This is a genomic window from Kitasatospora brasiliensis, assembly GCF_032654805.1.
GTDB classification, from domain to species: Bacteria; Actinomycetota; Actinomycetes; order Streptomycetales; family Streptomycetaceae; genus Kitasatospora; species Kitasatospora brasiliensis.
Genome location: NZ_JAUOOW010000005.1, coordinates 498,404 through 524,019, shown reverse-complemented (window position 1 = coordinate 524,019; position 25,616 = coordinate 498,404). Strand labels below are relative to the sequence as shown.

Sequence of the window (25,616 nt, the reverse complement as noted above, 5' to 3'; positions counted from 1 at the left end):
CCTCCCGCCATGGGCACCTACCGGCTGATGCGGCAGGACGACAACGGCAACCGCTTCCTGGTCGCCAAGGGCCTCGATCCGGCCGAGGCCCGACGGTTGGCCGCCGAGTTCGAGGCCCGCGGCCACAAGCAGCTCTACTGGGCGGAACCGGACGGGACGGAGCGGCCGGAACTGCCGGACGGGACGGTCCGCAACGCCTGAGCCCGTAGGGTCGGGCCCATGGACGCCACCCACACCGCCGCCGCCCCCGAACCCGCCGCTCCCCGGATCGTCGTCGGCGGCGCCCTGGTCCGCCGCGGCCGGGTGCTGGCCGCCCGGCGCAGCGCGCCCGAGTCGGTGGCCGGGCGCTGGGAGTTCCCCGGCGGGAAGGCCGAGCCCGGCGAGACCGAGGCGCAGGCGTTGGAGCGGGAGCTGTTGGAGGAGCTCGGCGTACGGGCGCGCGCGCTGACCCGGCTGCCGGGCGCATGGGCCGTGCGCCCCGGCTTGGAGTTGCGCTTCTGGGCCGCGGAGTTGCTGGCCGGTGAGCCGCGCGCGCTGGAGGACCACGACGCGCTGCGCTGGCTGGGCCCGGACGAGCTGGACGACGTGGACTGGATCGACCACGACCGTGAGGTGCTGCCGCACGTCGCCAGGCTGCTCGCCGGGGCGGGCCCGGCGGCCTCTGAGGGCGCACCGCCGATGGGCGACGCGCCGTCCGCCAAGTAGGTCAATCAGACAAGACGACCTGGGGGCCGGGATAGCCTGGACATCGCTGGGTATGTCACTTTTCGGGACCATTCGTCACCATCGGTGAGCCGCCCCCAGCCGGCGACGCCGATCCCGACCAGAGCCGGAGGCCCCGTCGGTGTCGAGTACCGGGAACGGCGCCGGTGGAGAGCGGCGGGCAGGCTCCACCGGGAGCGCCGCCGCTCGCGCCCGACTGCGCCGCGCCGCCCGTCCGGCCGCCCCCCAGCCGGCGCCGACCCCGGCGGCCGCCGAGCCGGGCCCCCGCTCCGAAGCCGCCCCCCGCTCCGAAGCCGCCCCGCGCTCCGAAGCGGGCCGTCGCGCCGAGGCCGGCGCCCGGGCCGGTCTGCGCTCCCGCCCCGGGAGGCCGTTCCCCGGCGGCCCCGCCGACACCCCGCGGGGCCCCGGCACGCCGCCCGCCGAAGGCAGCCTGCTGGACCTGTTGAAGGTCGCCATCGCGATCCTGGACACCTCGGGCCGGGTGGTGCTCTGGAGCCCGGCCGCCGAGGAACTGCTCGGCTGGCCCAACGAGCTGCTGGTCGGCCGCCGGATCGACGAGCTGCTCCCCGACCCGGCGCAGGTCGCCCGGATCCGGGCCGCGATCCAGGCCACCCTGCGGCAGGGCCGCTGGGCCGGCCTCGCCGAACTGGTCGACCGGAACGGCGCACCCGTCTCGGTGGACGCCCGGATCTCCCTCCTGGTGGACGGCGACGGCACCCCGTTCCTCCAGGTCAACATGGCCGAGGCGGCCGCCGTCCGGGCCGTCGAGCGGGACCTCGCGGTGCGCGACGCGCTGTTCGAACAGTCCCCGCTGGGCATCGCCATCATGGACACCGACCTGCGCTACACCGCCGTCAACCAGACCCTCGCCGAGATGAACGGCGTCGCCCTGGAGGACCACGTCGGCCGCACCACCGGCGAGACCCTGCCGGAGCGGGCCGCCGACGAGATCACCGCCATCCAGCGCCAGGTGCTGGCCACCGGCGAGCCGGTCATCGACGTCACCCTGGCCTCCCCGGTCACCACCCGGGCCGGCTACCGCTCGATCTCCTACAGCCGGATGACCGACCGCTCCGGTCGGGTGCTCGGCATCTCCGGCACCGTCATGGACGTGACGGAGCGTTACCGGGCCGTCGCCAAGGTCGAGCACGCCCGGCGCCGGCTCTCGCTGCTCAACGAGTTCGGCTCCCGGGTCGGTGACCTGCTGGACGCCTCCCGGATCGCCCAGGAGCTGGCCGGCTCGGTCGTCCCCCGGCTGAGCGACCACTCGGCGGTGATCCTGCTCCAGGCCGTCGCGCACGGTGACGACCTGCCCCGGCACGGCCACGACCGGCGGACCTCGCTGCTCCAGCTCGGCACCGCCTCCGTCCAGGACGGCCCCGAGGTGGACGTGCTGCTGCGCCGCGGCGCCCGGATCACCTTCGCCGAGGACTCCGTCTGCGGCCGGGTGCTGCGCACCGGCGTGCCCGAGCTGATCTCCGGCGCCGACCAGCTGGACGACGTCACCTACCCCGGCGACCCGAAGGCGCAGGCCGCCCGGGACCTCGGCGTGCACTCGCTGCTGGCGGTGCCGCTGCGCGCCCGCGGCATCGTGATCGGCCTGCTGCTGGTCAGCCGGGCCGGCTACCGCGAGGGCTTCGACCGGGACGACGTGGCCTTCACCGTCGAGCTGGCCGACCGGGCCGGCAGCTCGCTGGACAACGCCCGCCTCTACGCCCGCGAGCGCACCGCCGCGCTCACCCTCCAGCGCACCCTGCTCCCGCAGCAGGTCCCGCAGCCCACCGGCGTCGAGGTCGCCTACCGGTACGTGCCCGGCAGCAGCGGCACCGAGGTCGGCGGCGACTGGTTCGACGTCATCCCGCTGCCCGGCGACCGCACCGCGCTGGTGGTCGGCGACGTGATGGGCCACGGCCTGCGGGCCGCCGCCACGATGGGACGGCTGCGCACCGCCGTCCGGGTGCTGGCCGCCCTCGACCTGCCGCCGGACGTCCTGCTGCGGCACGTCCACGAGCTGGCCGACGACCTCGCCCAGGGGCCGGACGAGGCGCTGCTGGCCACCTGCGTCTACGCGGTGTTCGACCCGGCGACGGCCCGGCTCACCGTCGCCAAGGCCGGGCACATTCCGCCGGTGCTGGTGGTGCCGGGCGCGTCGGCCGCGGAGCCCACCCACGAGGGCGGCCCGCTGCCCGGCGGCGCCGGCCGGATCCTCGACCTGCCCTCCGGCGCCCCGCTCGGCGTGGGCGGCGTCCCGTTCGAATCGGTCGAACTGAAGATCCCGGAGGGCAGCCTGCTGGCGCTGTGCACCGACGGCCTGGTCGAGTCCCGGGACAAGGACCTGGACGTCGGCCTCGGCCGGCTGGTCAGCGTGCTCCAGGGGCCGCACGCCTCCATCCAGGCCGCCTGCGAGGCGGTGCTGGACACCATGGAGCAGGGCCGGGAGCCGGACGACGTCGCGCTGCTGCTGGCCCGGCTCGGCCACGGCCAGGCCGACACCCCGACGGCGGGCTGGACCCTGCCGGCCGAGCCCACCGCCGTCTCCCGGGCCCGCCGGCTGGTCCGCGGCGCGCTCGTCGAGTGGGGCGTCGAGGAGCTCACCGACACCGCCGAACTGCTGGTCAGCGAGCTGGTCACGAACGCCGTCCGGTACGCCAGCGCCCCGATCGGGGTCCGGCTGACGCTCGGTGAGACGCTGCTGGTGGAGATCTCCGACCCGCTGCCCGACCCGCCCCGGGAGCGGCACGCGGCCGAGGCCGACGAGGGCGGGCGCGGTCTGGAACTGGTCCACCGGCTGGCGCTGCGCTGGGGCGCCCGGGCCGAGGGCATCGGCAAGGTCGTCTGGTTCGAGCAGGCGCTGCCGGGTAATGAGCCCGACGGATCGTGATCAAGTCGAGGACCAGGAGAGCGGACCGCACATGCTGACAGGCGCTCAAGGGGAGCGCGCGCCCCGGCAGGGGGCGCGAGCGTGGCATTGTGGTTGCGCGGGCGATAGGACAAAAACCTTCGCCCGATCTGATGTTGTGATGTTGAGGGCGTGTGAACGCACCCCTTGATGATGAATACTCGGTCTTCTCGACATCCGGACGGTCGCGGGTTGGAGGGGTCGGTCCGTTGAACAGCACTCCGGCGCGGAGAGCGCCGAGCAGCAGCGGTCATGCCGCCGTGCCCGGGCAGGCCGGTTCCGCGCACCTGCCCGTACGGGACGGCGGCGCCGCGAGCCGCAGCCACCACCACCCCGTCGCCGCCGAGGAGCGGGCGTGGAGCGGCGGCGACCCCGGCACGATCTACGACTACATCCGGGTCGCCACCTTCGCGATCGGCCCCGACGGCCGGATCAGCCAGTGGAGCGAGCGCGCCGCCGACTTCTTCGGCATCCCGGCCGCCGACGCCGTCGGCGCCGACCCGATCACCACCTTCGTGCCCCGCGAGCTCTGGCGGCGCGGCCGGTCCCGGCTGGAGCGCACCCTGGCGGGCGAGGAGTGGGTCGGTACCACCCCGTACCGGGACGCCGCCGGCGGCGAGGGCCTCGCCGAGCTCTACCTGATGCCGGACAGTTCGCTGCCCACCGCCGGTGCCACCTGCCTGGCCGTCGACCTCGGGCGGCTGCGCCGGATCGAGACCGACCTGGCCGCCTCCGAGGCCGTCTTCGGACAGACGCCCACCGGCTTCGTGCTGTTCGACGACCGGCTGCGGCTCCAGCGGGTCAACGACGCCTTCGCCTCCGGCATGGGCCTGGCCCCCACCGACCTGGAGGGCCTCACCCCGCACGACATCTTCCCGCCGTCCGAGGCGGACCGGCTCGCCGCCGCCCTGCGCAAGGTCCTGGCCACCGGCGAGCCCGTCTTCGACCTGCGCTTCCACGGCGCCGTCCCGACCCGCGAGGGCAACCGGCTCTGGGCCGTCTCGCTGTACCGGCTGAGCGGCTCCGCCGGGCAGACCATGGGCGTGGCCGGGCAGGTCTCCGACGTCACCAGCCGGCACGTCGCCGAACGCGAGGCCGACGGGGTGCGCCGCAACCTGGCCCTGCTCAACGAGGCCAGCGCCCACATCGGCTCCACGCTCGACCTGGAGACCACCGCCAAGGAACTGCTGGACGTCGTCGTCCCGCCGTTCTGCGACCTCGCCACCGTCGACCTCTACACCGCGCTGCTCTCCGGCGAGACGGTGCCCAGCGCCGGCCGGCTCGGCGACACCGTGCTCACCGACGGCAGCGGCGAACTGCGCCGGGTCGCCGTCTCCAGCGTGGTCGGCGGCGCCTCCTCGGTGCTCGGCTCGGTCACCGGCCTGCCGATCGCCGAGGCCGGCGGCACCCTCTGCTACCCGCGCCGCTCCCCGCACGCCCGGGCGCTGCGCACCGGCCGCAGCGTCATCCCCGAGCCGGGGCCGGACCCGCTGCTGCGCTCCACCCTGATCGTCCCGCTGGTCGCCCGCGACCAGGTGCTCGGCCTCGTCCAGCTCTCCCGGGCGATCGGCAGCGAGCCCTTCGACGCCCGCGACGTCGCGATCGCCGAGGAACTCGTCGCCCGCGCCGCCGTCTGCATCGACAACGCCCGGCTCTACCGGCGCGAGCACGAGCGCGCGCTGATCCTCCAGCGCAGCCTGCTGCCCCCGGGCAACCCGGCCGCCAGCGGCCTGGAGATCGCCTGCCGCTACCTGCCCAGCAACAACAACACCGAGGTCGGCGGCGACTGGTTCGACGTCATCCCGCTGCCCGGCAACCGCACCGCGCTGGTCATCGGCGACGTGATGGGCCGCGGCCTGCGCGCCGCCGTCGCGATGGGCCAGCTGCGCACCGCCGTGCGCACCCTGGCGATGCTCGACCTCGACCCCGCCGAGGTGCTCACCGCCCTCGACGAGATCGCCCGCGGCCTCGGCGGCGACCCGGCGCCGGCCGGCCCGCCCACCGCCCCGTACGGGCGGCTCACCTCGACCGCCGACGAGGAGGCCCGCGAGGTCTACCTGGCCACCTGCGTCTACGCGGTCTACGACGCCGTCACCCGCCGCTGCGTCTTCGCCAACGCCGGCCACCTGCCGCCCGTCCTGCTCAGCCCCGGCGAGAGCGCCCGGATGCTCGACGTGCCGCCCGGCCTGCCGCTCGGCGTCGGCGGGGAGCCCTTCGAGGAGGTCGAGCTGACCCTCCCGGACGGCGCCGTGCTCGCCCTCTACACCGACGGCCTGGTGGAGAGCCGCAAGCACCAGCTGGACGAGGGCCTGCGGGCCTTCCGCTCCGCGCTCTCCGGCGACGGCAAGGGCCTGGAGGACCTCTGCGACCACGTGCTCGGCGAGCTCAACCCGCACCACGGCGAGGACGACATCGCCCTGCTGATGGCCAAGGTGCACGCCTTCCCCGAGGACGCCGTCGGCAACTGGTTCCTGCCGCCCGAGCCCACCTCGGTGGCCAAGGCCCGCGAACTGGCCTGTAGCTGGCTGCTCTCCCGGGGTCTGGAGGAGCTCGTCGACACCACCGAGCTGCTGGTCAGCGAGCTGGTCACCAACGCGCTCAAGCACGGCCGGGGCGAGATCCGGCTGCGGCTGCTGCGCGAGCGCAGCCTGGTCTGCGAGGTCTGGGACGACGGCTACGCGCAGCCCCGCCAGCGGCGCGCCCAGGAGACCGACGAGGGCGGCCGCGGCCTCCAGCTGGTCAGCCTGCTGGCCGAGCGCTGGGGCAGTCGGCGCACCCCGAAGGGCAAGATCGTCTGGTTCGAGCTGGCGCTGTAGTCCTTCGAGGCGGTGGGCCGGACGGGTGCAGTCGCCCGGCGGCCCGCCGTGTCGGGGCGGGGCCGGGGCCCCGGGCGGCGTTCGATGGCCGCCATGCGCGTCCGCCAGCTCTCCGCCGCAGCCGCCGCGCTGCTGCTCTCCGCCGCCCTCGGCGGCTGCTCCGACGACCAGGGCCCCGCCCGTACTCCCGCCGCCGTGCCGGTTCCGGCCGATCCCACGGTCGGCACCGGGGACGTCCGGCCCGCCGACCGTGCCGCCGTCCGGGACGGCGGCACGCTGCGCTGGGCGCTGGACGGCGTCCCGGCCACGCTGAACGTCTACCAGGGCGCGGCGAGCGCCGACTCGGCGCTGCTCGCCCACGCGCTGTACCCCTCGCTGTTCCGGCCCGACGAGCACGGCCGGCTCGTCCCCGACCCGGACTACCTGGAGGACGCCGAGTCCACCCCGCCGGGGCAGCAGCCGCAGGTGGTCACCTACCGGCTCAACCCGCACGCCGTGTGGAGCGACGGCACCCCGCTCTCGGCCGCCGACCTCGACGCGCAGCGGGCCGCCCTGGCCGGCCAGGGCACCCGCCCGGCCGGGTACGACGCCATCGAGTCGGTCACCCAGGGCGCCGACCCGCAGGAGGTCAAGGTGGCCTTCCGGCGGCCGTACGCCGAGTGGCGCTCGCTGTTCGGGCCGCTCTACCCGGCCGCCGAGACGGCCACCCCGGCCGCCTTCGAGCAGGCGCTGACCGACGCGGGCCGGCCGAGCGCCGGGCCGTACGCGCTCTCCGGGTACGACGCCGAGGGCGGCACGGTCACCCTGGTGCGCAATCCGCTCTGGTGGGGCGAGCCGGCGAAGGCCGAGCGGATCGACTTCCTCGCCGTGCCGCCCGAGCAGCGGCTGGACGCGCTGGACCAGGAGCGGCTGGACGTCGCCCCGCTCACCGCGGCGGTGGACCGGGCGGCTCCGGTGCCCACCGCGTCCGCACCGGCGGAGGCCCCGCCGCCCGCGGCCGTGCCGGAGGCGGCGCCCGAGGCGGCGGCGACGGCGCTGAAGCGGGCCGAGTCGCTTCCCGGGATCACCGTGCACCGGGCCGCCGCGGCCTCGCTCACCCAGCTCACCCTGAACGCCGCCCGCGGCCCGCTGACCGACCCGCTGGTGCGCCGCGCCCTCATCCGGGCCGTCGACCGCCGCCGCATCGCCGACGCGGCGCTCACCCCGCTCGGCCTGCCCGCCGCACCGCTGGGCAGCCACCTGCTCGCGGGCGACCAGGAGGGCTACCGGGACAACAGCGAGGCGGCCGGCCCGGCGGACCCGGCCAGGCTGCTGGACGAGGCTGGCTGGATGCGGCCCGCCGGCGGGGGCACCCGGGCCAAGGGCGGCACGCCGCTCGCCCTCTCCCTGCTCGTCCCGGCCGGCTCGGCCACCGCCAAGCGCACCGCCGACGCGCTCACCGCGGGCCTGGCGGATGCCGGGGTCGCGGTGCAGCAGGTGGCCGCGCCCGCCGAGTCCTTCGTCGGGGAGCACCTGGCGGCCGGGGACTACGACCTGGCCCTGTTCTCCTGGCCGGCCGGCCCCAGCCCGGCGAGCGAGCTGCGGCCCGCGTACGCCAAGCCCCGGCCGGACGCCGACGGCGCGCCGGAGCCGGGCGGCAACTTCGGCCGCAGCGGCACCGAGGAGATCGACCGGCTGTTCGACCGGGCGGCCGCCGAGCTGGACCCGGCGGCCCGGCTGGACCTGCTCCAGGAGGCGGACGTGCGGATCTGGCAGCTCGGGCACTCGGTGCCGCTCTACCAGCGGCCGGAGCTGGTCGGCGTCCGGGCCGGGGTGGTCGGCGCGGGCGCGTACGGCTTCGGCTGGCCGCGCTTCCAGGACGTGGGCTGGAGCGGTCAGGACACGCCCTGGGGCCCGGTCGTCGGATCACGAACGGAAGGGGGCGGGAGCGCGGATGTCGGGTGAAGAGTGTGTGACCCGGCTGTGATCTTGATCCCGCCCGACCTGCTCGTTTCCGCCCACCTGGGCGCTTCCCCGTACGATAGGAGGAAGCCGAGGCATGGCCATGTGCCCGGCGGGTGGACCGGTAGTAGCAGGCGGAACGGGCGGCGGCGATCGAAAGGGATCGCAAGTGCGCGTCACGCAGCCGGGCGCCGCAACCCACGATTCCGGGAGAATCCGCTAGGCATGCCCACGCGCAACGACATCCGTAACGTCGCCATCGTCGCCCACGTTGACCACGGCAAGACCACGCTGGTCGACGCCATGCTGAAGCAGGCCGGCGCCTTCGCCGCCCACCAGCACCTCGACGACCGGATGATGGACTCCAACGACCTGGAGCGCGAGAAGGGCATCACCATTCTCGCGAAGAACACCGCCGTCAAGTACCACCCCAAGGATGGTGGCGCGCCGATCACCATCAACATCATCGACACCCCGGGCCACGCCGACTTCGGTGGCGAGGTCGAGCGCGGTCTGTCGATGGTGGACGCGGTCGTCCTGCTGGTCGACGCCTCCGAGGGTCCGCTGCCGCAGACCCGCTTCGTGCTCCGCAAGGCGCTGTCGGCCCGCCTTCCCGTCATCCTCTGCATCAACAAGACCGACCGTCCGGACTCCCGGATCGACGAGGTCATCAACGAGACCTACGACCTGTTCCTCGACCTGGACGCGGACGAGGACCAGATCGAGTTCCCGATCGTCTACGCCTGCGCCCGTGACGGCGTCGCCTCGCTGACCAAGCCGGAGAACGGCACCGTCCCGGCCGACAGCACCAACCTGGAGCCGTTCTTCTCCACCCTGCTGGAGCACGTCCCGGCCCCGAGCTACGACGAGGACGCCCCGCTCCAGGCCCACGTCACCAACCTGGACGCCGACAACTTCCTCGGCCGCATCGCGCTGCTCCGCGTCGAGCAGGGCGAGCTGCGCAAGGGCCAGACCGTGGCCTGGATCAAGCGCGACGGCAGCATCTCGAACGTCCGCATCTCCGAGCTGCTGATGACCGAGGCGCTCACCCGCAAGCCGGCCGAGGTGGCCGGCCCCGGTGACATCTGCGCCGTCGCCGGCATCGGCGACATCATGATCGGCGAGACCCTGGCCGACCCGGAGAACCCGATCGCGCTGCCGCTGATCACGGTGGACGAGCCGGCCATCTCGATGACCATCGGCACCAACACCTCGCCGCTCGTCGGCCGCGGTGGCTCCGGCAAGGGCGCGGACGCCAAGGCGGCCGGCAAGGTGGACCGCAAGGTCACCGCCCGCCAGGTGAAGGACCGCCTGGACCGCGAGCTGATCGGTAACGTCTCGCTGCGCGTCCTGGACACCGAGCGCCCGGACGCCTGGGAGGTGCAGGGCCGCGGTGAGCTGGCGCTGGCCATCCTGATCGAGACCATGCGCCGCGAGGGCTTCGAGCTGACCGTCGGCAAGCCGCAGGTCGTCACCAAGGAGGTCAACGGCAAGACCCACGAGCCGGTCGAGCGCCTCACGGTGGACGTGCCCGAGGAGCACATGGGTGCCGTCACCCAGCTCATGGGCATCCGCAAGGGCCGGATGGACAACATGTCCAACCACGGCTCGGGCTGGGTCCGGATGGAGTTCGTCGTCCCGTCCCGCGGTCTGATCGGCTTCCGCACGGAGTTCCTCACCAACACCCGCGGCACCGGCATCGCCCACTCGATCCACGAGGGCCACGAGCCGTGGTTCGGCAACCTGACCACCCGCAACAACGGCTCGCTGGTCGCCGACCGCTCCGGTGTGGTCACCGCCTTCGCGATGACCAACCTCCAGGAGCGCGGCGTGCTCTTCTGCGAGCCGGGCACCGAGGTGTACGAGGGCATGATCGTCGGCGAGAACTCGCGCGCCGACGACATGGACGTCAACATCACCAAGGAGAAGAAGCTCACCAACATGCGTTCCTCGAACGCTGATGTGGCCGAGTCGATCGTCCCGCCGCGCAAGCTCTCGCTGGAGCAGTCGCTGGAGTTCTGCCGCGAGGACGAGTGCATCGAGGTGACCCCGGAGACGGTTCGCATCCGTAAGGTCGTTCTCGACCAGAAGGACCGCGGCCGCGCCTCCTCGCGCGCCAAGAAGGCGTGATCCGGACGCACTGAACGGCCATTGGCCGGAATGATTCGCCCCCCTTTCCTGTGGAGAGGGGGGCGAACTTTTTCAACTACTCCAAGTTGTCGGGGCCGCTATTCACGGAATAGCGCTCATCACATCAGGGTGTTCGCTGAGCGGACATGACAGTTCGTCATCCGCAAGGACTGTCCGTTTGGTGCCTGTCTGGCTATGTCTCAAATGTCCGGTTTTCGAAACTTACCGACTGTTCATGTGACCTAATTGAGATCGTCACTGGTCACTTTCGTGTCCGTGCGTGACGGATAGTGGGTGCAGTCAGGCTCGGGTCAAGGGTGAACGCGCAGGGGTGCGCGCCGAAACCACGAGCGCGGAGGCACAGCGGACCCGGTGACAACCGTTCCGCCATGCCCTCCTCGTTGCAACGTCGAATTCAGGAGGCACACCGATGCGCGGTGCGAGCCAGGCCAAGTGGGTTGTCGCAGCTGTTGCTGTCGCCCTCGCTGCGACTGCGTGCAGCAGCAGCACCGACTCCTCCGGGGGCAGCTCCGACAACGGTGCCGTCAACGCCGGGGCCAGCTTCAGCTACCAGAGCGGTGAGCCGCAGCGCCCGCTCCAGCCGGCCAACGCCAACGAGACGCTCGGCGGCCGTATCGTCAAGGAGCTCTTCAAGGGCCTCGTCGACTACGACCCGGCGACCGGCGCGCTGCGCAACCAGGTGGCCGACAAGATCGAGACCACCGACGCCAAGAACTACACCGTCACGCTGAAGTCCGGCTGGACGTTCCACGACGGCACCCCGGTCACCGCCGCTTCCTTCGTGAAGGCCTGGAACTGGTCGGCCAACGTCAAGAACAACCAGATCAACTCCTCCTGGTTCTCCGACATCGTCGGCTACGAGGCGGTCCACCCGGAGACGGGCGACCCGACGGCCACCGAGATGTCCGGTCTGAAGATCGTCGACGACACGCACTTCACCATCGAGCTGAACGCCCCGGTCTCGTACTTCTCGTACAAGCTCGGCTACGCCGCCTTCTCCCCGCTGCCCGAGGGCTTCTTCGCCGACCCGGCCGGCTACGGCCAGAAGCCGGTCGGCAACGGCCCCTACAAGTTCGTCTCGTGGGAGCACAACAAGGCCATCACCGTCCAGGCGTACGACAAGTACGCGGGCAGCGACAAGCCGAAGAACGGCGGCATCATCTTCCGGAACTACAGCTCCGGTGAGGCCGCGTACAAGGACCTGATGTCCGACACCCTGGACGTCCTGGACCAGGTCGACTCGACCGACCTGCCGAAGTACAAGGACGACCTGGGCAAGCGCGCCATCGACCAGGCGCAGGGTGCCATCCAGAACATCGGCTTCGCGCTGTACCAGGGTGACTGGAACACCCCGGGCAAGGAGAAGGTCCGTCAGGGCCTGTCGATGGCGATCGACCGCGACACCATCACCAAGACCGTGCTCAACGGCAACCGCATCCCCGCCGACTCGTGGGTCGCCCCCGGCGTCATGGGCTACAAGGCCGGCACCTGCGGCGAGTTCTGCAAGTACGACCCGGCCAAGGCCAAGCAGCTCATCACCGAGGGCGGCGGCGTCCCCGGCGGCAAGGTCAGCATCATCTACAACTCCGACGGCAGCCACAAGGAGTGGGTGGACGCGGTCTGCAACTCCATCCGCCAGGCGGTCAACGTCGAGTGCACCGGTGACCCGAAGCCGGACTTCAAGACCGTGCGTGACGTCATCACCAACAAGCAGGTCCAGAGCCTGATGCGTACGGCCTGGGTGCAGGACTACCCGCTGAACGCCAACTTCCTGCGTGACGTCTACGGCACCGGCGCCTCGTCGAACGACAGCAAGTACTCCAGCCCGGAGTTCGACAAGCTCGCCAAGGAGGCGGACGCCGCCACCTCGGTCGAGAAGACCGCCGAGCTGTACCAGCAGGCCGAGCTCCAGCTGGCCAAGGACATGCCGACCATCCCGCTCTGGTACTACAAGACCAGCTCCGGCTACTCCAAGAACGTCCAGAACGTGAAGTTCGACTCCTTCGGCGACCCGGTCTTCACCGACGTCGAGGTCAAGCAGAAGTAATCGGTCGGCACCGCCTGACCTGGTGACAACGGCCGGTGCCCGTCCATCCCCACAAGGGCGAGGACTGGCACCGGCCGTTGGCACGCCGACTTATCTCTTGCCGGGTTGACGGGCCCGGCAGAGCCATACATGGAGGCACGATGGGGCGCTTTGTCGCGAGGCGACTGCTCCAGATGATCCCGGTCTTCTTCGGAACGACCTTGCTCATCTTTGTGATGGTGCACGCGCTGCCGGGTGACCCGGTGGCCGCGATGTGGGGTGACAAGGCGCCGGACCCGGCCCAGGTTGCCGCCCTGAAGCACCAGATGGGTCTCGACCAGCCGATGTGGCAGCAGTACCTCGATTACATGGGGGGCCTGTTCACCGGGGACTTCGGCACCACCCTGGCCAACCGACCGGTCCTCGACGTGATCACCGAGGCGCTGCCGGTCACCATCCGGCTCGCGCTGTTCGCGTTCGCCATCGAGATCGTGCTGGGCATCGGCATCGGCCTGTTCGCCGGCCTGCGCCGAGGCAAGGTGTTCGACAAGAGCGCCCTGATCTTCACCCTGCTGCTGATCTCGATCCCGATCCCGGTGCTCGGCTTCATCTTCCAGACGACCTTCGCGGACAACCTGCACTGGGTCACGCCGACCGTCCAGGACTCCAACGACATCACCCAGCTGGTGCTGCCGGCCCTGGTGCTCGGTTCGGTGTCGCTGGCGTTCGTGGCGCGTCTCACCCGTACCTCCATAGCCGAGAACATCAAGGCCGACTACGTGCGCACCGCGGTGGCCAAGGGCCTGCCGCAGCGCAAGGTCATCGGCACCCACCTGCTGCGCAACTCGCTGATCCCGGTGGTCACCTTCCTCGGCACCGACCTCGGCTCCCTGATGGGCGGCGCGATCGTCACCGAGGGCATCTTCAACGTCAAGGGCGTCGGTAACGCGCTCTACCACGCGATCAACCTGAAGGAAGGCTCGACGGTCTCCGGCTTCGTGGTCTTCCTGGTGGTCGTGTACCTGGCCGCCGGACTGATCGTCGACCTGCTTTACGCGGTCCTGGACCCGAGGATCCGTTATGCCTGACCTGACCGAGAAGAAGACGGCCGAGGAGATCCCGGCCCAGGCCGCCGCCGCGGCCGCGAAGCCGGAGAAGGCCCGCAGCCTGGGCTCCGACGCCTGGCACGACCTGCGTCGCAAGCCGATCTTCGTGATCTCCGCGCTGCTCATCCTGCTGCTGGTCATCATCGCGGTCGCGCCGGGGCTGTTCACCTCGGTGGACCCGCGGGCCGGCGACCTGCGCAACCACTACCTGACGAAGCCGAACTACGGCCACCTGTTCCAGGCGGACTGGTTCGGTTACGACCTCCAGGGCCGCAGCATCTACGCCCGCGTCATCTACGGCGCCCGCGCCTCGGTCGTGGTCGGCATCTGCGTCACCCTGGGCGTGACCATCCTCGGCGGCATCGCCGGTATGGCCGCCGGCTACTTCGGCGGCTGGATCGACACGATCATCTCCCGGGTCACCGACGTCTTCTTCGGCGTCCCGCTGCTGCTCGGCTCGCTGGTGATCCTCAACGCCTTCACCTCGCGCACGATCTGGAGCGTGGTCTTCGCGCTGGTCTCCCTGGGCTGGACCCAGATGACCCGTGTCATGCGCGGCTCGGTGATCACGGTCAAGCAGGCCGACTTCGTGACCGCGGCCAAGGCGCTCGGCGCCGGCACCACCCGGATCATGTTCAAGCACATCCTGCCGAACGCGATCGCCCCGGTGATCGTCGTCGCCACCATCGCGCTCGGCGGCTACATCGCCACCGAGGCGACGCTGAGCTTCCTCGGCATCGGTCTCCAGGACCCGACCATCTCCTGGGGCATCGACATCAACTCGGCCCAGAAGGTGATCCGTACGGCTCCGTACGCCCTGTTCTTCCCGGCCGGAATGCTCAGCCTTACCGTGCTGGCCTTCATCATGCTCGGCGACGCGGTGCGCGACGCCCTCGACCCGAAGCTCCGCTGAGAGAAGAGGTGACGACCCGATGACCACCGTGATCGAGAACAACCAGAAGAACGAACGTCTCGAAGTTGGCACCCCTCTCCTGGAGGTGAAGGACCTCCACGTGGAGTTCCACACCCGGGACGGGATCGCCAAGGCCGTGAACGGCGTCAACTACTCCGTCGCGGCCGGCGAGACGCTCGCCGTGCTCGGCGAGTCCGGCTCCGGCAAGTCCGTGACGGCGCAGACCATCATGGGCATCCTGGACATGCCGCCGGGCAAGGTGACCCAGGGCGAGATCCTGTACCGCGGCAAGGACATGCTCAAGATGAGCGGCGAGGAGCGGCGGCAGATCCGCGGCCGGAAGATCGCGATGATCTTCCAGGACGCGCTCTCCGCGCTGAACCCCGTGCTCAGCGTCGGCTTCCAGCTCGGCGAGATGTTCCGTGTGCACCAGGGCGCCTCCAAGAAGGAGGCGAAGGAGAAGGCCATCGAGCTGATGGACCGGGTGCGCATCCCCGCCGCCCGGCAGCGGGTGAACGACTTCCCGCACCAGTTCTCCGGCGGCATGCGTCAGCGCATCATGATCGCCATGGCGCTGTCGCTCCAGCCCGACCTGATCATCGCGGACGAGCCCACCACCGCCCTGGACGTGACCGTCCAGGCCCAGGTGATGGACCTGCTCGCCGAGCTCCAGGCCGAGTACAACATGGGCCTGATCCTGATCACCCACGACCTCGGCGTGGTCGCCGACGTCGCGGACAAGATCGCCGTGATGTACGCGGGCCGGATCGTGGAGACCGCCCCGGTGCACGAGCTGTACGCGAACCCCGCGCACCCGTACACCAAGGGCCTGCTCCGCTCCATCCCGCGCCTGGACCAGAAGGGCCAGGAGCTGTACGCGATCAAGGGCCTGCCCCCGAACCTGCTGAAGGTTCCGGCCGGCTGCGCGTTCAACCCCCGCTGCGATGCCGCCACCGACCTGTGCCGCTCCGAGATCCCGGCGCTGCACCACGTGACGGACAAGGACGGCAAGGAGCTCACCGGCCGTCGCAGCGCGTGCCACTTCTGGAAGGAGACCCTCCATGGCTGAGAACATCCTGGAGGTCAAGGACCTCCACAAGCACTACCCGCTGACCCAGGGGATCCTCTTCAAGAAGCAGGTCGGCGCGGTCAAGGCCGTCGACGGCATCTCCTTCGAGCTGAAGAAGGGCGAGACCCTCGGCATCGTCGGTGAGTCCGGCTGTGGCAAGTCCACGCTGGCCAAGGTGCTGATGAACCTGGAGCGCGCCACCTCCGGCCAGGTGCTGTTCAAGGGCGAGGACATCTCCACGCTGCAGGGTGCGGCCCTCAAGGCCGTCCGCCGCAACATCCAGATGGTGTTCCAGGACCCGTACACCTCGCTCAACCCGCGCATGACGGTCGGCGACATCATCGGCGAGCCGTTCGAGATCCACCCCGAGGTGGCGCCCAAGGGCGACCGCCGCAAGGCCGTCCAGGACCTGCTGGACGTCGTGGGTCTGAACCCGGAGTACATCAACCGGTACCCGCACCAGTTCTCCGGCGGCCAGCGCCAGCGCATCGGCATCGCCCGCGGTCTGGCGCTCAAGCCGGAGATCATCATCTGTGACGAGCCGGTCTCCGCGCTGGACGTGTCCGTCCAGGCGCAGGTGATCAACCTGCTGGAGCAGCTCCAGGGCGAGTTCGGCCTCTCCTACATGTTCATCGCCCACGACCTCTCCATCGTCCGGCACATCTCCGACCGGGTCGGCGTGATGTACCTGGGCAAGATGGTCGAGATCGGCTCGGACGAGGAGATCTACGAGAACGCCACCCACCCGTACACTCAGGCGCTGCTCTCCGCGGTGCCGGTGCCGGACCCGACGGCGCGCGAGACCCGCGAGCGGATCATCCTGACCGGGGACATCCCCTCGCCGGCCAACCCGCCGTCCGGCTGCCGCTTCCGCACCCGCTGCTGGAAGGCGGAGGAGCGGTGCTCCACGGAGGTCCCGCTGCTCGCGGTGCCCTCGGTGCTGGAGGGCCCGGCCGCGCACGAGACGGCCTGCCACTTCCCGGAGGTCCGGGAGCAGGCCGCGGCCTGATCCCCCGTTCGTCCCAGGAAGGGCCCGTGGCGTTCGCGCCGCGGGCCCTTCCGGCGTTCCGGCGCCGCGTCAACTCGGCGGGGGGTCGGCGCACCCGTCCGGGTGCACCTGACTCGCGCCGTCGCCGGGCCGCGCTTCTCATGGGGTGTGATGCGAACCACACCCTGAGGAGGGACCTCCATGCCCGTAGCCGCCCGCGTCCGTTGGGTCCTCGCCGCCGCGACGTCCGTGGTCCTGGTGGCCACCGGATGCGGCGGCGGTGGTGGAGGAGGAGGCAGCAGCAGCAGTTCGTCGGACGCCGGCAAGACCTTCAGCTACCAGAGCAACGAGCCGCAGAACCCGCTCCAGCCCGCCAACGCGAACGAGGTCGGCGGCGGCCGCATCATCCAGAACCTCTTCAAGGGCCTGGTCGACTACGACCCGAGCGACGCCAAGATCCGGATGCAGGTCGCCGACAAGATCGACACCACTGACTCGCAGACCTTCGACATCACCCTGAAGGACGGCTGGAAGTTCCACGACGGCACCCCGGTGCACGCCCACAACTTCGTCGACGCCTGGAACTGGGGCGCCAACCCGGCGAACAACCAGATCAACAGCTCCTGGTTCGCCGACATCGAGGGCTACCAGGACGTCCACCCGGCCTCCGGCTCGCCGACCACGGAGAAGATGTCCGGGCTGACCGTCACCGACGACCTGCACTTCACCGTCAAACTGGCCCACCGGGTCTCGTACTTCGAATACAAGCTCGGCTACATCGCCTTCTCGCCGCTGCCCGACGGCTTCTACCAGGACCCGGCCGGGTACGGGCAGAAGCCGGTGGGCAACGGCCCGTACGCGTTCGTCAGCTGGGCGCACAACAGCAATGTCGTCACCAAGGCGTTCCCGGACTACCAAGGCGTGGACAAGCCGAAGAACGGCGGCATCGTCTTCAAGATGTACACCACGTCCGAGGCCGCCTACGCCGACCTCCAGTCCAACAACCTGGACGTGATGGACCTGGTGCCGCCGTCCGCGCTGGCCACGTACAAGAGCGACCTCGGCGACCGCGCGGTGGACGAGCCGCAGGGCGCCATCCAGAACATCGGCTTCACGCTCTACCAGGGCGACTGGTCCTCGCCGGACAAGGCGAAGGTGCGCCAGGGGCTGTCGATGGCGATCGACCGCGACACCATCACCAAGACGGTGCTCCAGGGCTCCCGCAAGCCCGCCACCGCCTGGGTGGCCGAGGGCGTCCAGGGCTACAAGGACGGCACCTGCGGCGACTTCTGCAAGTTCGACCCGGCGAAGGCCAAGCAGCTGATCCAGGAGGGCGGCGGCGTCCCCGGCAACAAGCTGCTGGTCACCTACAACGCGGACGGCGGCCACAAGGAGTGGGTCGACGCGGTCTGCAACTCGATCCGGCAGAACACCGGGGTCGACTGCCTGGGCGACCCGAAGCCCGACTTCAAGACCGCGCGGGCGGCGATCACCGGGCACCAGCTCAACGGCGCCTTCCGCACCGGCTGGGTGCAGGACTACCCGCTGAACGCCAACTTCCTGGCCGAGGTCTACCGCACCGGCGCCGCGTCCAACGACACCGGCTACAGCAGCCCGCAGTTCGACGAGGCCGCCACCAAGGCCGACGAGGCCGGCAGCGTCGCCGACACGGTGACCGGCTACCAGCAGGCCGAGGGGGTGCTGCCGAGCGGGATGCCCGCCATCCCGCTCTGGTACTACCGCACCAACTCGGGCTACTCGAACAGGGTGCAGAACGTGAAGTTCGACTCCTTCGGAAACCCGGCCTGGACCCAGGTCGAGGTCAAGGGCTGAGCCTCCGGACGCTCGTGCCGGCCCCGCCCTCCCCGCACGGAGGGCGGGGCGCGGTCTGACGGCCGGGAACCCGGCCGGACACCCAGTCGGACACCTAGGAAGGAGGCTCGGATGGGCAGTTACGTGCTGCGGCGGGTGCTACAGATGATCCCGGTCTTCTTCGGCGCCACGCTGCTGATCTTCCTGATGGTCTACACGCTGCCGGGCGACCCGGTGGCGGCGCTGTTCGGCGAGAAGGCCGCCGACCCGGCCGTGGTCGCCAGCATCAAGCACGAGTACTACCTGGACCAGCCGATCTGGAAGCAGTACCTGCACTACATGGGGAACCTCTTCCAGGGGGACTTCGGCACCAGCTTCACCGGCCGACCGGTCACCGACATCATGGCGGACGCCTTCCCGGTCACCATCCGGCTCGCCCTGCTGGCCTTCGTCTTCGAGATGATCGCGGGCCTGGCCCTGGGCGTGCTCTCCGGCCTGCGGCGCGGCAGCGTCGCGGACACCCTGGTGCTCATCCTGACCCTGGTGGTGATCTCGATCCCGGTCTTCGTGCTGGCCTACATCGCGCAGACGGTGTTCGCCACCAATCTGGGCTGGGTCACCCCGACCGTGCAGGACAGCTACGACCTGACCCAGCTGGTGCTGCCCGCCATCGTGTTGGGCTCACTCTCGCTCGCCTACGTCGCCCGGCTCACCCGGACCTCGATCGGCGAGAACCTGCGGGCCGACTACATCCGCACCGCGGTCGCCAAGGGCCTGCCCCGGCGGACCATCATCTCCCGCCACCTGCTGCGCAACTCGCTGATCCCGGTGGTGACCTTCCTCGGCACCGACCTCGGCGCGCTGATGGGCGGGGCGATCGTCACCGAGGGCATCTTCAACGTGCAGGGCATCGGCAACGTCCTGTACCGGGCGATCAACCAGAAGGAGGGCCCCACCGTGGTCGGCATCGTGACCGTCCTGGTGATCGTCTACCTGGTCGCCAGCCTGCTCGTCGACCTGCTCTACGCGGTCCTGGACCCGAGGATCCGCTATGCCTGACATCCACGACGAGGAATCGTACGAGCCGCACCCCAAGCCGGGAGTCTCACACCTCGACTACGCGGGGGAGCAGGGCATGGCCGTCGAGCAGGACACTTTAGTCGAACCGGACGTGGAGAAGCGCGAGGAGGCCCGCAGCCTCTGGGGCGACGCCTGGCGGGACCTGCGCCGGCGGCCGATCTTCCTGGTCTCGGCGGTGCTGATCCTGCTGCTGGTGGTGATGGCGGTCTTCCCCTGGGCGTTCACCTCCGCCGACCCACGCAAGGCCGACCTGGTGAACAACTACCTCAGGCGGCCGGATTGGGGCGACGTCTTCGGCACCGGCTGGTTCGGCTACGACGCCCAGGGCCGGTCCATCTTCGCCCGGGTGGTGTACGGCGCCCGGGCCTCGATCACCGTCGGCATCTTCGTGACCGCCGCCGTCACCGTGCTCGGCGGGCTGACCGGGATGGTGGCCGGCTACTTCGGCGGTTGGATCGACGCGGTGCTCTCCCGGATCACCGACATCTTCTTCGGCATCCCGCTGCTGCTCGGGGCGCTGGTGCTGCTGAACGCCTTCGCCACCCGCACGGTGTGGAGCGTGGTCGTCGCGCTGGGCGTCCTCGGCTGGACCCAGATCGCCCGGGTGATGCGCGGGGCGGTGCTCACCGTCAAGCAGTCCGACTACGTGGTGGCCGGCCGGGCGCTCGGCGCCGGGACGGGCCGGCTGATGTTCCGGCACATCCTGCCGAACGCGATCGCCCCGGTGATCGTGGTGGCGACCATCGCCCTCGGCGGCTACATCGCCACCGAGGCGACGCTGAGCTTCCTCGGCATCGGCCTTCAGGACCCGACCATCTCCTGGGGCATCGACATCTCCTCGGCCCAGAAGGTCATCCGGACCGCGCCGTACGTGCTGTTCTTCCCGGCCGCGGCGCTCTCGATCACCGTGCTGGCCTTCATCATGCTGGGCGACGCAGTGCGCGACGCCCTCGATCCGAAGCTTCGCTGAGCGAGGGGAGCGCACCGTGAGCACAGCGCTGAGAAGTACCGGGCACGAGCCGCAGGCACCGTACCAGGGGCCGCTGCTCGACGTCCGGGACCTGCACGTCGAGTTCGTCACCCGGGACGGCGTCGCCAAGGCCGTGAACGGCGTCGACTACTCCGTCGCGGCGGGGGAGACGCTGGCGGTGCTGGGGGAGTCCGGCTCCGGCAAGTCGGTGACGGCGCAGGCGATCATGGGCATCCTGGACATGCCGCCGGCCCGGATCCCGCGCGGCCAGATCCTCTTCCGAGGCCGGGACATGCTCACGATGAGCAAGGAGGAGCGGCGGCGGATCCGCGGCCGGAAGATCGCGATGATCTTCCAGGACGCGCTGTCCGCGCTGAACCCGGTGCTCAGCGTGGGCTACCAGCTCGGCGAGATGTTCCGGTCACACCGGGGGGCCACCCGCAAGGAGGCGCGGGAGAAGGCCGTCGAGCTGATGGAGCGGGTGCGCATCCCCGCCGCCAGGCAGCGGGTGAACGACTATCCCCACCAGTTCTCCGGCGGTATGCGTCAGCGCATCATGATCGCGATGGCGCTGGCCCTGGAACCGGACCTGATCATCGCGGACGAGCCGACCACCGCGCTGGATGTGACCGTTCAGGCCCAGGTGATGGACCTGCTCGCGGAGTTGCAGGCCGAGTTCAACATGGGGCTGATCCTGATCACCCACGACCTCGGTGTGGTCGCCGATGTCGCGGACAAGATCGCGGTGATGTACGCGGGCCGGATCGTCGAGACCGCGCCCGTCCGCGAGCTGTACGCCCGGCCCGCCCATCCGTACACCCGGGGGCTGCTGGACTCGATCCCCCGGCTCGACCAGAAGGGCCAGGAGCTCTACGCGATCAAGGGCCTGCCGCCCAACCTGCTGCGCATCCCCCGGGGTTGCGCCTTCAACCCGCGCTGCCCGCGGGCCCGGGACGTCTGCCGGGCCGAGGTGCCGGAGCTGTTCCCGGTCGCCGAGGAGGACGGGATGCCGGTGGCCGGGCGCGGCAGCGCCTGCTTCTTCTGGAAGGAGACCCTCCATGACCGTTGACGGGGCCGGCGCACTGGGCGCGGTGGTGCCGGAGGAGGTCGCCTTCGCGCAGGAGGTGCGACGCGGCGAGCCGATCCTCGAAGTCCGGGACCTGGTCAAGCACTTCCCGCTCACCAAGGGCATCCTGTTCAAGCGGCATATCGGCGCGGTCAAGGCGGTCGACGGGGTCTCCTTCGACCTGATGCAGGGCGAGACGCTCGGCATCGTCGGCGAGTCCGGCTGCGGGAAGTCCACGCTGGCCAAGGTGTTGATGAACCTGGAGCCGGCCACCGAGGGGTCGGTCCGCTACAAGGGGGAGGAGATCTCCCGGCTCTCCGGGTCGGCCCTGAAGGCCGTCCGGCGGAACATCCAGATGGTGTTCCAGGACCCGTACACCTCGCTCAACCCGCGGATGACGGTCGGCGACATCATCGGTGAGCCCTTCGAGATCCACCCCGAGGTGGCACCGAAGGGCGACCGACGCAAGGCGGTGCAGGACCTGCTGGACGTGGTCGGGCTCAACCCCGAGTACATCAACCGCTATCCGCACCAGTTCTCCGGCGGCCAGCGCCAACGCATCGGCATCGCCCGGGGGTTGGCGCTCAAGCCGGAGGTCATCATCTGCGACGAGCCGGTCTCCGCGCTGGACGTCTCGGTGCAGGCGCAGGTGATCAACCTGCTGGAGAAGTTGCAGGGCGAGTTCAACCTCTCGTACATGTTCATCGCCCACGACCTCTCCATCGTCCGGCACATCTCGGACCGGGTCGGGGTGATGTACCTGGGGAAGGTGGTGGAGATCGGCTCGGACACCGAGATCTACGACCACGCGACGCACCCGTACACCCAGGCGCTGCTCTCCGCGGTGCCGGTGCCGGACCCGACGGCGCGCGAGACCCGGGACCGGATCGTGCTCACCGGCGACGTGCCCTCGCCGGCCAACCCGCCGTCCGGCTGCCGCTTCCGCACCCGCTGCTGGAAGGCGCAGCAGCGGTGCGAGGTCGAGGTGCCGCTGCTGGCCGCGCCCTCCTGGCTGGAGGGGGCGGCGCGGCACGACTCGGCCTGTCACTTCGCGGCGGAGCGCTCGGCGGCCGAGGGGTCGTGACGGAAAAGAGATCTGCCGCACACTCGCCAAGTACCGGATGTTCCTTGATAGTTGCTCTGCGCCCAACGGTGGACGCCGCTGTGCTGAGGAGGGCTGCTCTCATGGACGCGGTGGAGGTGATCGGCGGCGGTCGGGGATCCCTGGAGCCCGGCACGCCGTTGCTCGAAGTCGACGACCTGCACGTGGAGTTCCACACCCGGGACGGCGTCGCCAAGGCCGTGAACGGGGTGAGCTACTCCGTCGCGTCGGGGGAGACGCTGGCGGTGCTGGGGGAGTCCGGCTCCGGCAAGTCGGTGACGGCGCAGGCGATCATGGGCATCCTGGACATGCCGCCGGGGCGGATCACCGCGGGGCGGGTCCTGTTCCGCGGCGAGGACCTGCTGACCATGCGCGAGGGCGCCCGGCGGACCATCCGGGGCGGGCACATCGCGATGATCTTCCAGGACGCGCTGTCCGCGCTGAACCCGGTGCTCAGCGTGGGCTACCAGCTCGGCGAGATGTTCCGGTCACACCGGGGGGCCACCCGCAAGGAGGCGCGGGAGAAGGCCGTCGAGCTGATGGAGCGGGTGCGCATCCCCGCCGCCAGGCAGCGGGTGAACGACTATCCCCACCAGTTCTCCGGCGGTATGCGTCAGCGCATCATGATCGCGATGGCGCTGGCCCTGGAGCCCGATCTGATCATCGCGGACGAGCCGACCACCGCGCTGGATGTGACTGTTCAGGCCCAGGTGATGGACCTGCTCGCGGAGTTGCAGGCCGAGTTCAACATGGGGCTGATCCTGATCACCCACGACCTCGGTGTGGTCGCCGATGTCGCGGACAAGATCGCGGTGATGTACGCGGGCCGGATCGTCGAGACGGCGCCGGTGCGCGAGCTGTACGCCCGGCCCGCGCACCCGTACACCCGGGGGCTGCTGGACTCGATCCCCCGGCTCGACCAGAAGGGCCGGGACCTGCACGCGATCAAGGGCCTGCCGCCGAGCCTGCTGCGGATCCCGGAGGGCTGCGCCTTCAATCCCCGCTGCGACCGCGCGCAGGACCGCTGCCGCAGTGAACTCCCGCCGCTGGTACCGGTGACCAGCGAGCACGGGACGGAGCTGGCGGGCCGCCGCAGCGCCTGCCACTACTGGCGCGAGACGCTGCACGGCTGAGGCCCGCCGCACCCGGCGGGCCGGCTACTTCACGAAGCCGACGTTCTCCCAGACGATGTCGGACAGGCCCTGGGCGCCGATGTTGGCGAGGTCGGCGCGGGCCCCGAACAGCTGGGGGCGCTGGTAGAGCGGCAGCACGCCGGCCACCTTCCAGAGCTCGCCGTCGGCCTGGTTGATCGCCTCCGAGGAGGTGGCCGCGTCGGTCGCGGCGGCGGCCCGGTCGAGCGCGGCGTCCACCGCCGGACTGCCCGCGCCGACGTGGTTGGTGCCGCCGCTCTGGACGAAGTTGGCGCGGTTGCCGCTGGCCGGAAAGGGGGTGCCGATCAGCGAGTAGGCGGCGATGTCGAAGTCGTTGCGGTTGACGTACTTGTCGAAGAACTCGTTGGCGGGGGCGGTCACCGTGGTGACCTTGACGCCGACGTCCTTGAGCATCCTGGTGGCGTTGGCGGCCTCGGCCTGGGCCGGGGTGACGCCGGCCGGGACGACCATCCGCAGGTTCAGCTCGCGGCCGTCCTTCTTCCGTACGTCGCCGTCCAGCTTCCAGCCGGCCGAGTCCAGCTTGCGGGCCGCCTCGGCCGGGTCGTAGCGGGCCAGGCCGAGGGAGTTGTCCCGGTAGCCGTTCTGGTTGGTGACCAGCAGGTGGTTGTTGAGCGGGACGGTCGGCCAGTCCAGGCCGTTGAGGTCGGAGCGGATCATCACGTCCCGGTTGATCGCCTGGAACAGGGCCTGGCGCACGGTCGCGTCGCCGAGCGCGGGGGTGCGGGCGTTCAGGGTGAGCTGACGGAAGTCCGGCCCGCCGGCCCGGCGCACCACGGCGTTCCTGGTGCTCTGGATGATCTGGTAACCGGCCACGTCCGGGCCGTTGTTGACGAGGTCGATCTCGCCCCTGGAGAACGCGGCGGGCATCTCGGAGGGCAGCATCGCGCGGAAGACGATCCGGTCCAGCATCGGCTTGTCGCCCCACCAGGAGGGGTCGGCGACCAGGGTGACGGTCTGGGCGGCGCGGTCCAGCTGCTCGACCTTGAACGGGCCGCCGGTGACCGGGAACCCGTCCAGGTAGGCGGTGTTGAACTGTTCGGGGGTGGCGATCCGGCCGGCGGGCAGCAGCGGGGCGTTGCTCGCGCTGTTGAACATCGACTGCCACTCGGCGAACGGGCGGTCGAAGGTCATCACGGCCTGGAAGTCGTCCTTGCCGCGCTCGACCGCGGAGACCAGCTCGAAGCCGGTGTTGCTGGAGGACTTGTACGCCGGGTCCTTCCCGTTCAGGGCACGCCAGTTGGCCTCGATGTCGCGCCAGGTGATCGGGGTGCCGTCGGACCAGTGGGCCTTCGGGTTGAGCGTCCAGGTGACCACCTGCCGGCCGTCCTTGAGGTCGGCGTGCGCGTCCTGGAGGTAGGCCGGGTTGGGCGTCTGGGTGCCGGCCGCGTCCGAGCGGAAGAAGGTCGGCAGCAGCGGCTTGCTGACCATGACGGTCGTGGACTCGGCGCCGTCGGCGTGGATCGGCGACCACTGGTGGGAGAACTGGGCGATCGCCAGGTTCAGGGTGCCGCCCTGGCGCAGCTGGGCCCGGTCGTGCGGGTTGATGTCGACCGAGGTGAGCTTGGGCGACGCGGGGGCGGAGGGCAAGGCGTCGCCGCCGGCGCCGTTCGGGCCGGAGGTGCAGGAGCAGAGCGCCAGCGAAAGGGTGAGGGCGGTGAGACCGGCGAGCAGGGCCGTCCCGTGGTGCTGGAGGCGGCGGCGCATCGGCGTGCCTTCCGGGCTGGATGTGACGGATGGTGTGGCGTCACATCTTGCTGACCGGGAGGGACGTTGTCGAGTTGT

At 70.7% G+C, this 25,616-nt stretch carries 18 protein-coding genes; 17 read left to right on the top strand and 1 reads right to left on the bottom strand.

Annotated elements, in window-relative coordinates:
* The first annotated feature begins 9 nt into the window (after nucleotides 1–9).
* The 17 genes from QWJ13_RS21870 to QWJ13_RS21790 all read left to right on the top strand — a co-directional run bounded on the left by QWJ13_RS21870 (nucleotide 10) and on the right by QWJ13_RS21790 (nucleotide 23,795).
* Complete coding sequence (locus QWJ13_RS21870) at nucleotides 10–201, top strand: SPOR domain-containing protein (RefSeq protein WP_316526503.1); 192 nt, start codon at nucleotides 10–12, stop codon at nucleotides 199–201.
* An 18-nt stretch (nucleotides 202–219) separates the two neighbouring features.
* Entirely contained in the window at nucleotides 220–705 is a 486-nt protein-coding gene (locus tag QWJ13_RS21865; RefSeq protein ID WP_316526502.1) for an NUDIX domain-containing protein, read from the top strand.
* A 139-nt stretch (nucleotides 706–844) separates the two neighbouring features.
* Nucleotides 845–3,604: a SpoIIE family protein phosphatase gene (locus QWJ13_RS21860; RefSeq protein ID WP_316526500.1), complete on the top strand. Its 2,760-nt coding sequence runs from the start codon at nucleotides 845–847 to the stop codon at nucleotides 3,602–3,604.
* A gap of 227 nt (nucleotides 3,605–3,831) precedes the next feature.
* Complete coding sequence (locus tag QWJ13_RS21855) at nucleotides 3,832–6,438, top strand: SpoIIE family protein phosphatase (RefSeq protein ID WP_432277571.1); 2,607 nt, start codon at nucleotides 3,832–3,834, stop codon at nucleotides 6,436–6,438.
* Nucleotides 6,439–6,531: 93 nt separating this feature from the next.
* Entirely contained in the window at nucleotides 6,532–8,382 is a 1,851-nt protein-coding gene (locus tag QWJ13_RS21850; protein WP_316526499.1) for an ABC transporter family substrate-binding protein, read from the top strand.
* A 222-nt stretch (nucleotides 8,383–8,604) separates the two neighbouring features.
* On the top strand, nucleotides 8,605–10,509 hold the full coding sequence (typA, locus tag QWJ13_RS21845) for a translational GTPase TypA (RefSeq protein WP_316526498.1): 1,905 nt from the start codon (nucleotides 8,605–8,607) through the stop codon (nucleotides 10,507–10,509).
* A 430-nt stretch (nucleotides 10,510–10,939) separates the two neighbouring features.
* Entirely contained in the window at nucleotides 10,940–12,577 is a 1,638-nt protein-coding gene (locus QWJ13_RS21840; RefSeq protein ID WP_316526497.1) for a peptide ABC transporter substrate-binding protein, read from the top strand.
* 140 nt (nucleotides 12,578–12,717) lie between these two features.
* Entirely contained in the window at nucleotides 12,718–13,644 is a 927-nt protein-coding gene (locus tag QWJ13_RS21835) for an ABC transporter permease (protein ID WP_316526496.1), read from the top strand.
* A complete protein-coding gene (locus tag QWJ13_RS21830; RefSeq protein ID WP_316526495.1) occupies nucleotides 13,637–14,575 on the top strand; it encodes an ABC transporter permease in 939 nt (312 codons plus the stop codon). The genes QWJ13_RS21835 and QWJ13_RS21830 overlap by 8 nt, the downstream gene beginning before the upstream one ends.
* Before the next feature lie 19 nt (nucleotides 14,576–14,594).
* Entirely contained in the window at nucleotides 14,595–15,644 is a 1,050-nt protein-coding gene (locus QWJ13_RS21825; protein WP_316526494.1) for an ABC transporter ATP-binding protein, read from the top strand.
* Nucleotides 15,637–16,653 (top strand): ABC transporter ATP-binding protein, encoded by a 1,017-nt coding sequence (locus tag QWJ13_RS21820; RefSeq protein WP_316526493.1) that lies wholly within the window; start codon nucleotides 15,637–15,639, stop codon nucleotides 16,651–16,653. Before QWJ13_RS21825 ends, QWJ13_RS21820 begins: the two co-directional genes overlap by 8 nt.
* Nucleotides 16,654–16,833: 180 nt before the next feature.
* A complete protein-coding gene (locus tag QWJ13_RS21815) occupies nucleotides 16,834–18,465 on the top strand; it encodes a peptide ABC transporter substrate-binding protein (RefSeq protein ID WP_316526492.1) in 1,632 nt (543 codons plus the stop codon).
* Nucleotides 18,466–18,576: 111 nt separating this feature from the next.
* On the top strand, nucleotides 18,577–19,503 hold the full coding sequence (locus QWJ13_RS21810) for an ABC transporter permease (protein WP_316526491.1): 927 nt from the start codon (nucleotides 18,577–18,579) through the stop codon (nucleotides 19,501–19,503).
* A gap of 76 nt (nucleotides 19,504–19,579) precedes the next feature.
* Nucleotides 19,580–20,494, top strand: coding sequence for an ABC transporter permease (locus QWJ13_RS21805; protein ID WP_316526714.1), 915 nt, complete (start codon nucleotides 19,580–19,582; stop codon nucleotides 20,492–20,494).
* A gap of 16 nt (nucleotides 20,495–20,510) precedes the next feature.
* Nucleotides 20,511–21,563 (top strand): ABC transporter ATP-binding protein, encoded by a 1,053-nt coding sequence (locus tag QWJ13_RS21800; protein ID WP_316526490.1) that lies wholly within the window; start codon nucleotides 20,511–20,513, stop codon nucleotides 21,561–21,563.
* A complete protein-coding gene (locus tag QWJ13_RS21795; protein ID WP_316526489.1) occupies nucleotides 21,553–22,644 on the top strand; it encodes an ABC transporter ATP-binding protein in 1,092 nt (363 codons plus the stop codon). Before QWJ13_RS21800 ends, QWJ13_RS21795 begins: the two co-directional genes overlap by 11 nt.
* 101 nt (nucleotides 22,645–22,745) lie before the next feature.
* On the top strand, nucleotides 22,746–23,795 hold the full coding sequence (locus QWJ13_RS21790) for an ABC transporter ATP-binding protein (RefSeq protein WP_316526488.1): 1,050 nt from the start codon (nucleotides 22,746–22,748) through the stop codon (nucleotides 23,793–23,795).
* Nucleotides 23,796–23,819: 24 nt separating this feature from the next.
* On the opposite strand, the gene QWJ13_RS21785 is transcribed toward QWJ13_RS21790, so the two are convergent.
* Nucleotides 23,820–25,538 carry an ABC transporter family substrate-binding protein gene (locus QWJ13_RS21785; RefSeq protein ID WP_316526486.1) on the bottom strand — a complete coding sequence of 573 codons (1,719 nt, stop codon included), beginning with the start codon at nucleotides 25,536–25,538 and terminating at the stop codon, nucleotides 23,820–23,822.
* Nucleotides 25,539–25,616: the final 78 nt, after the last annotated feature.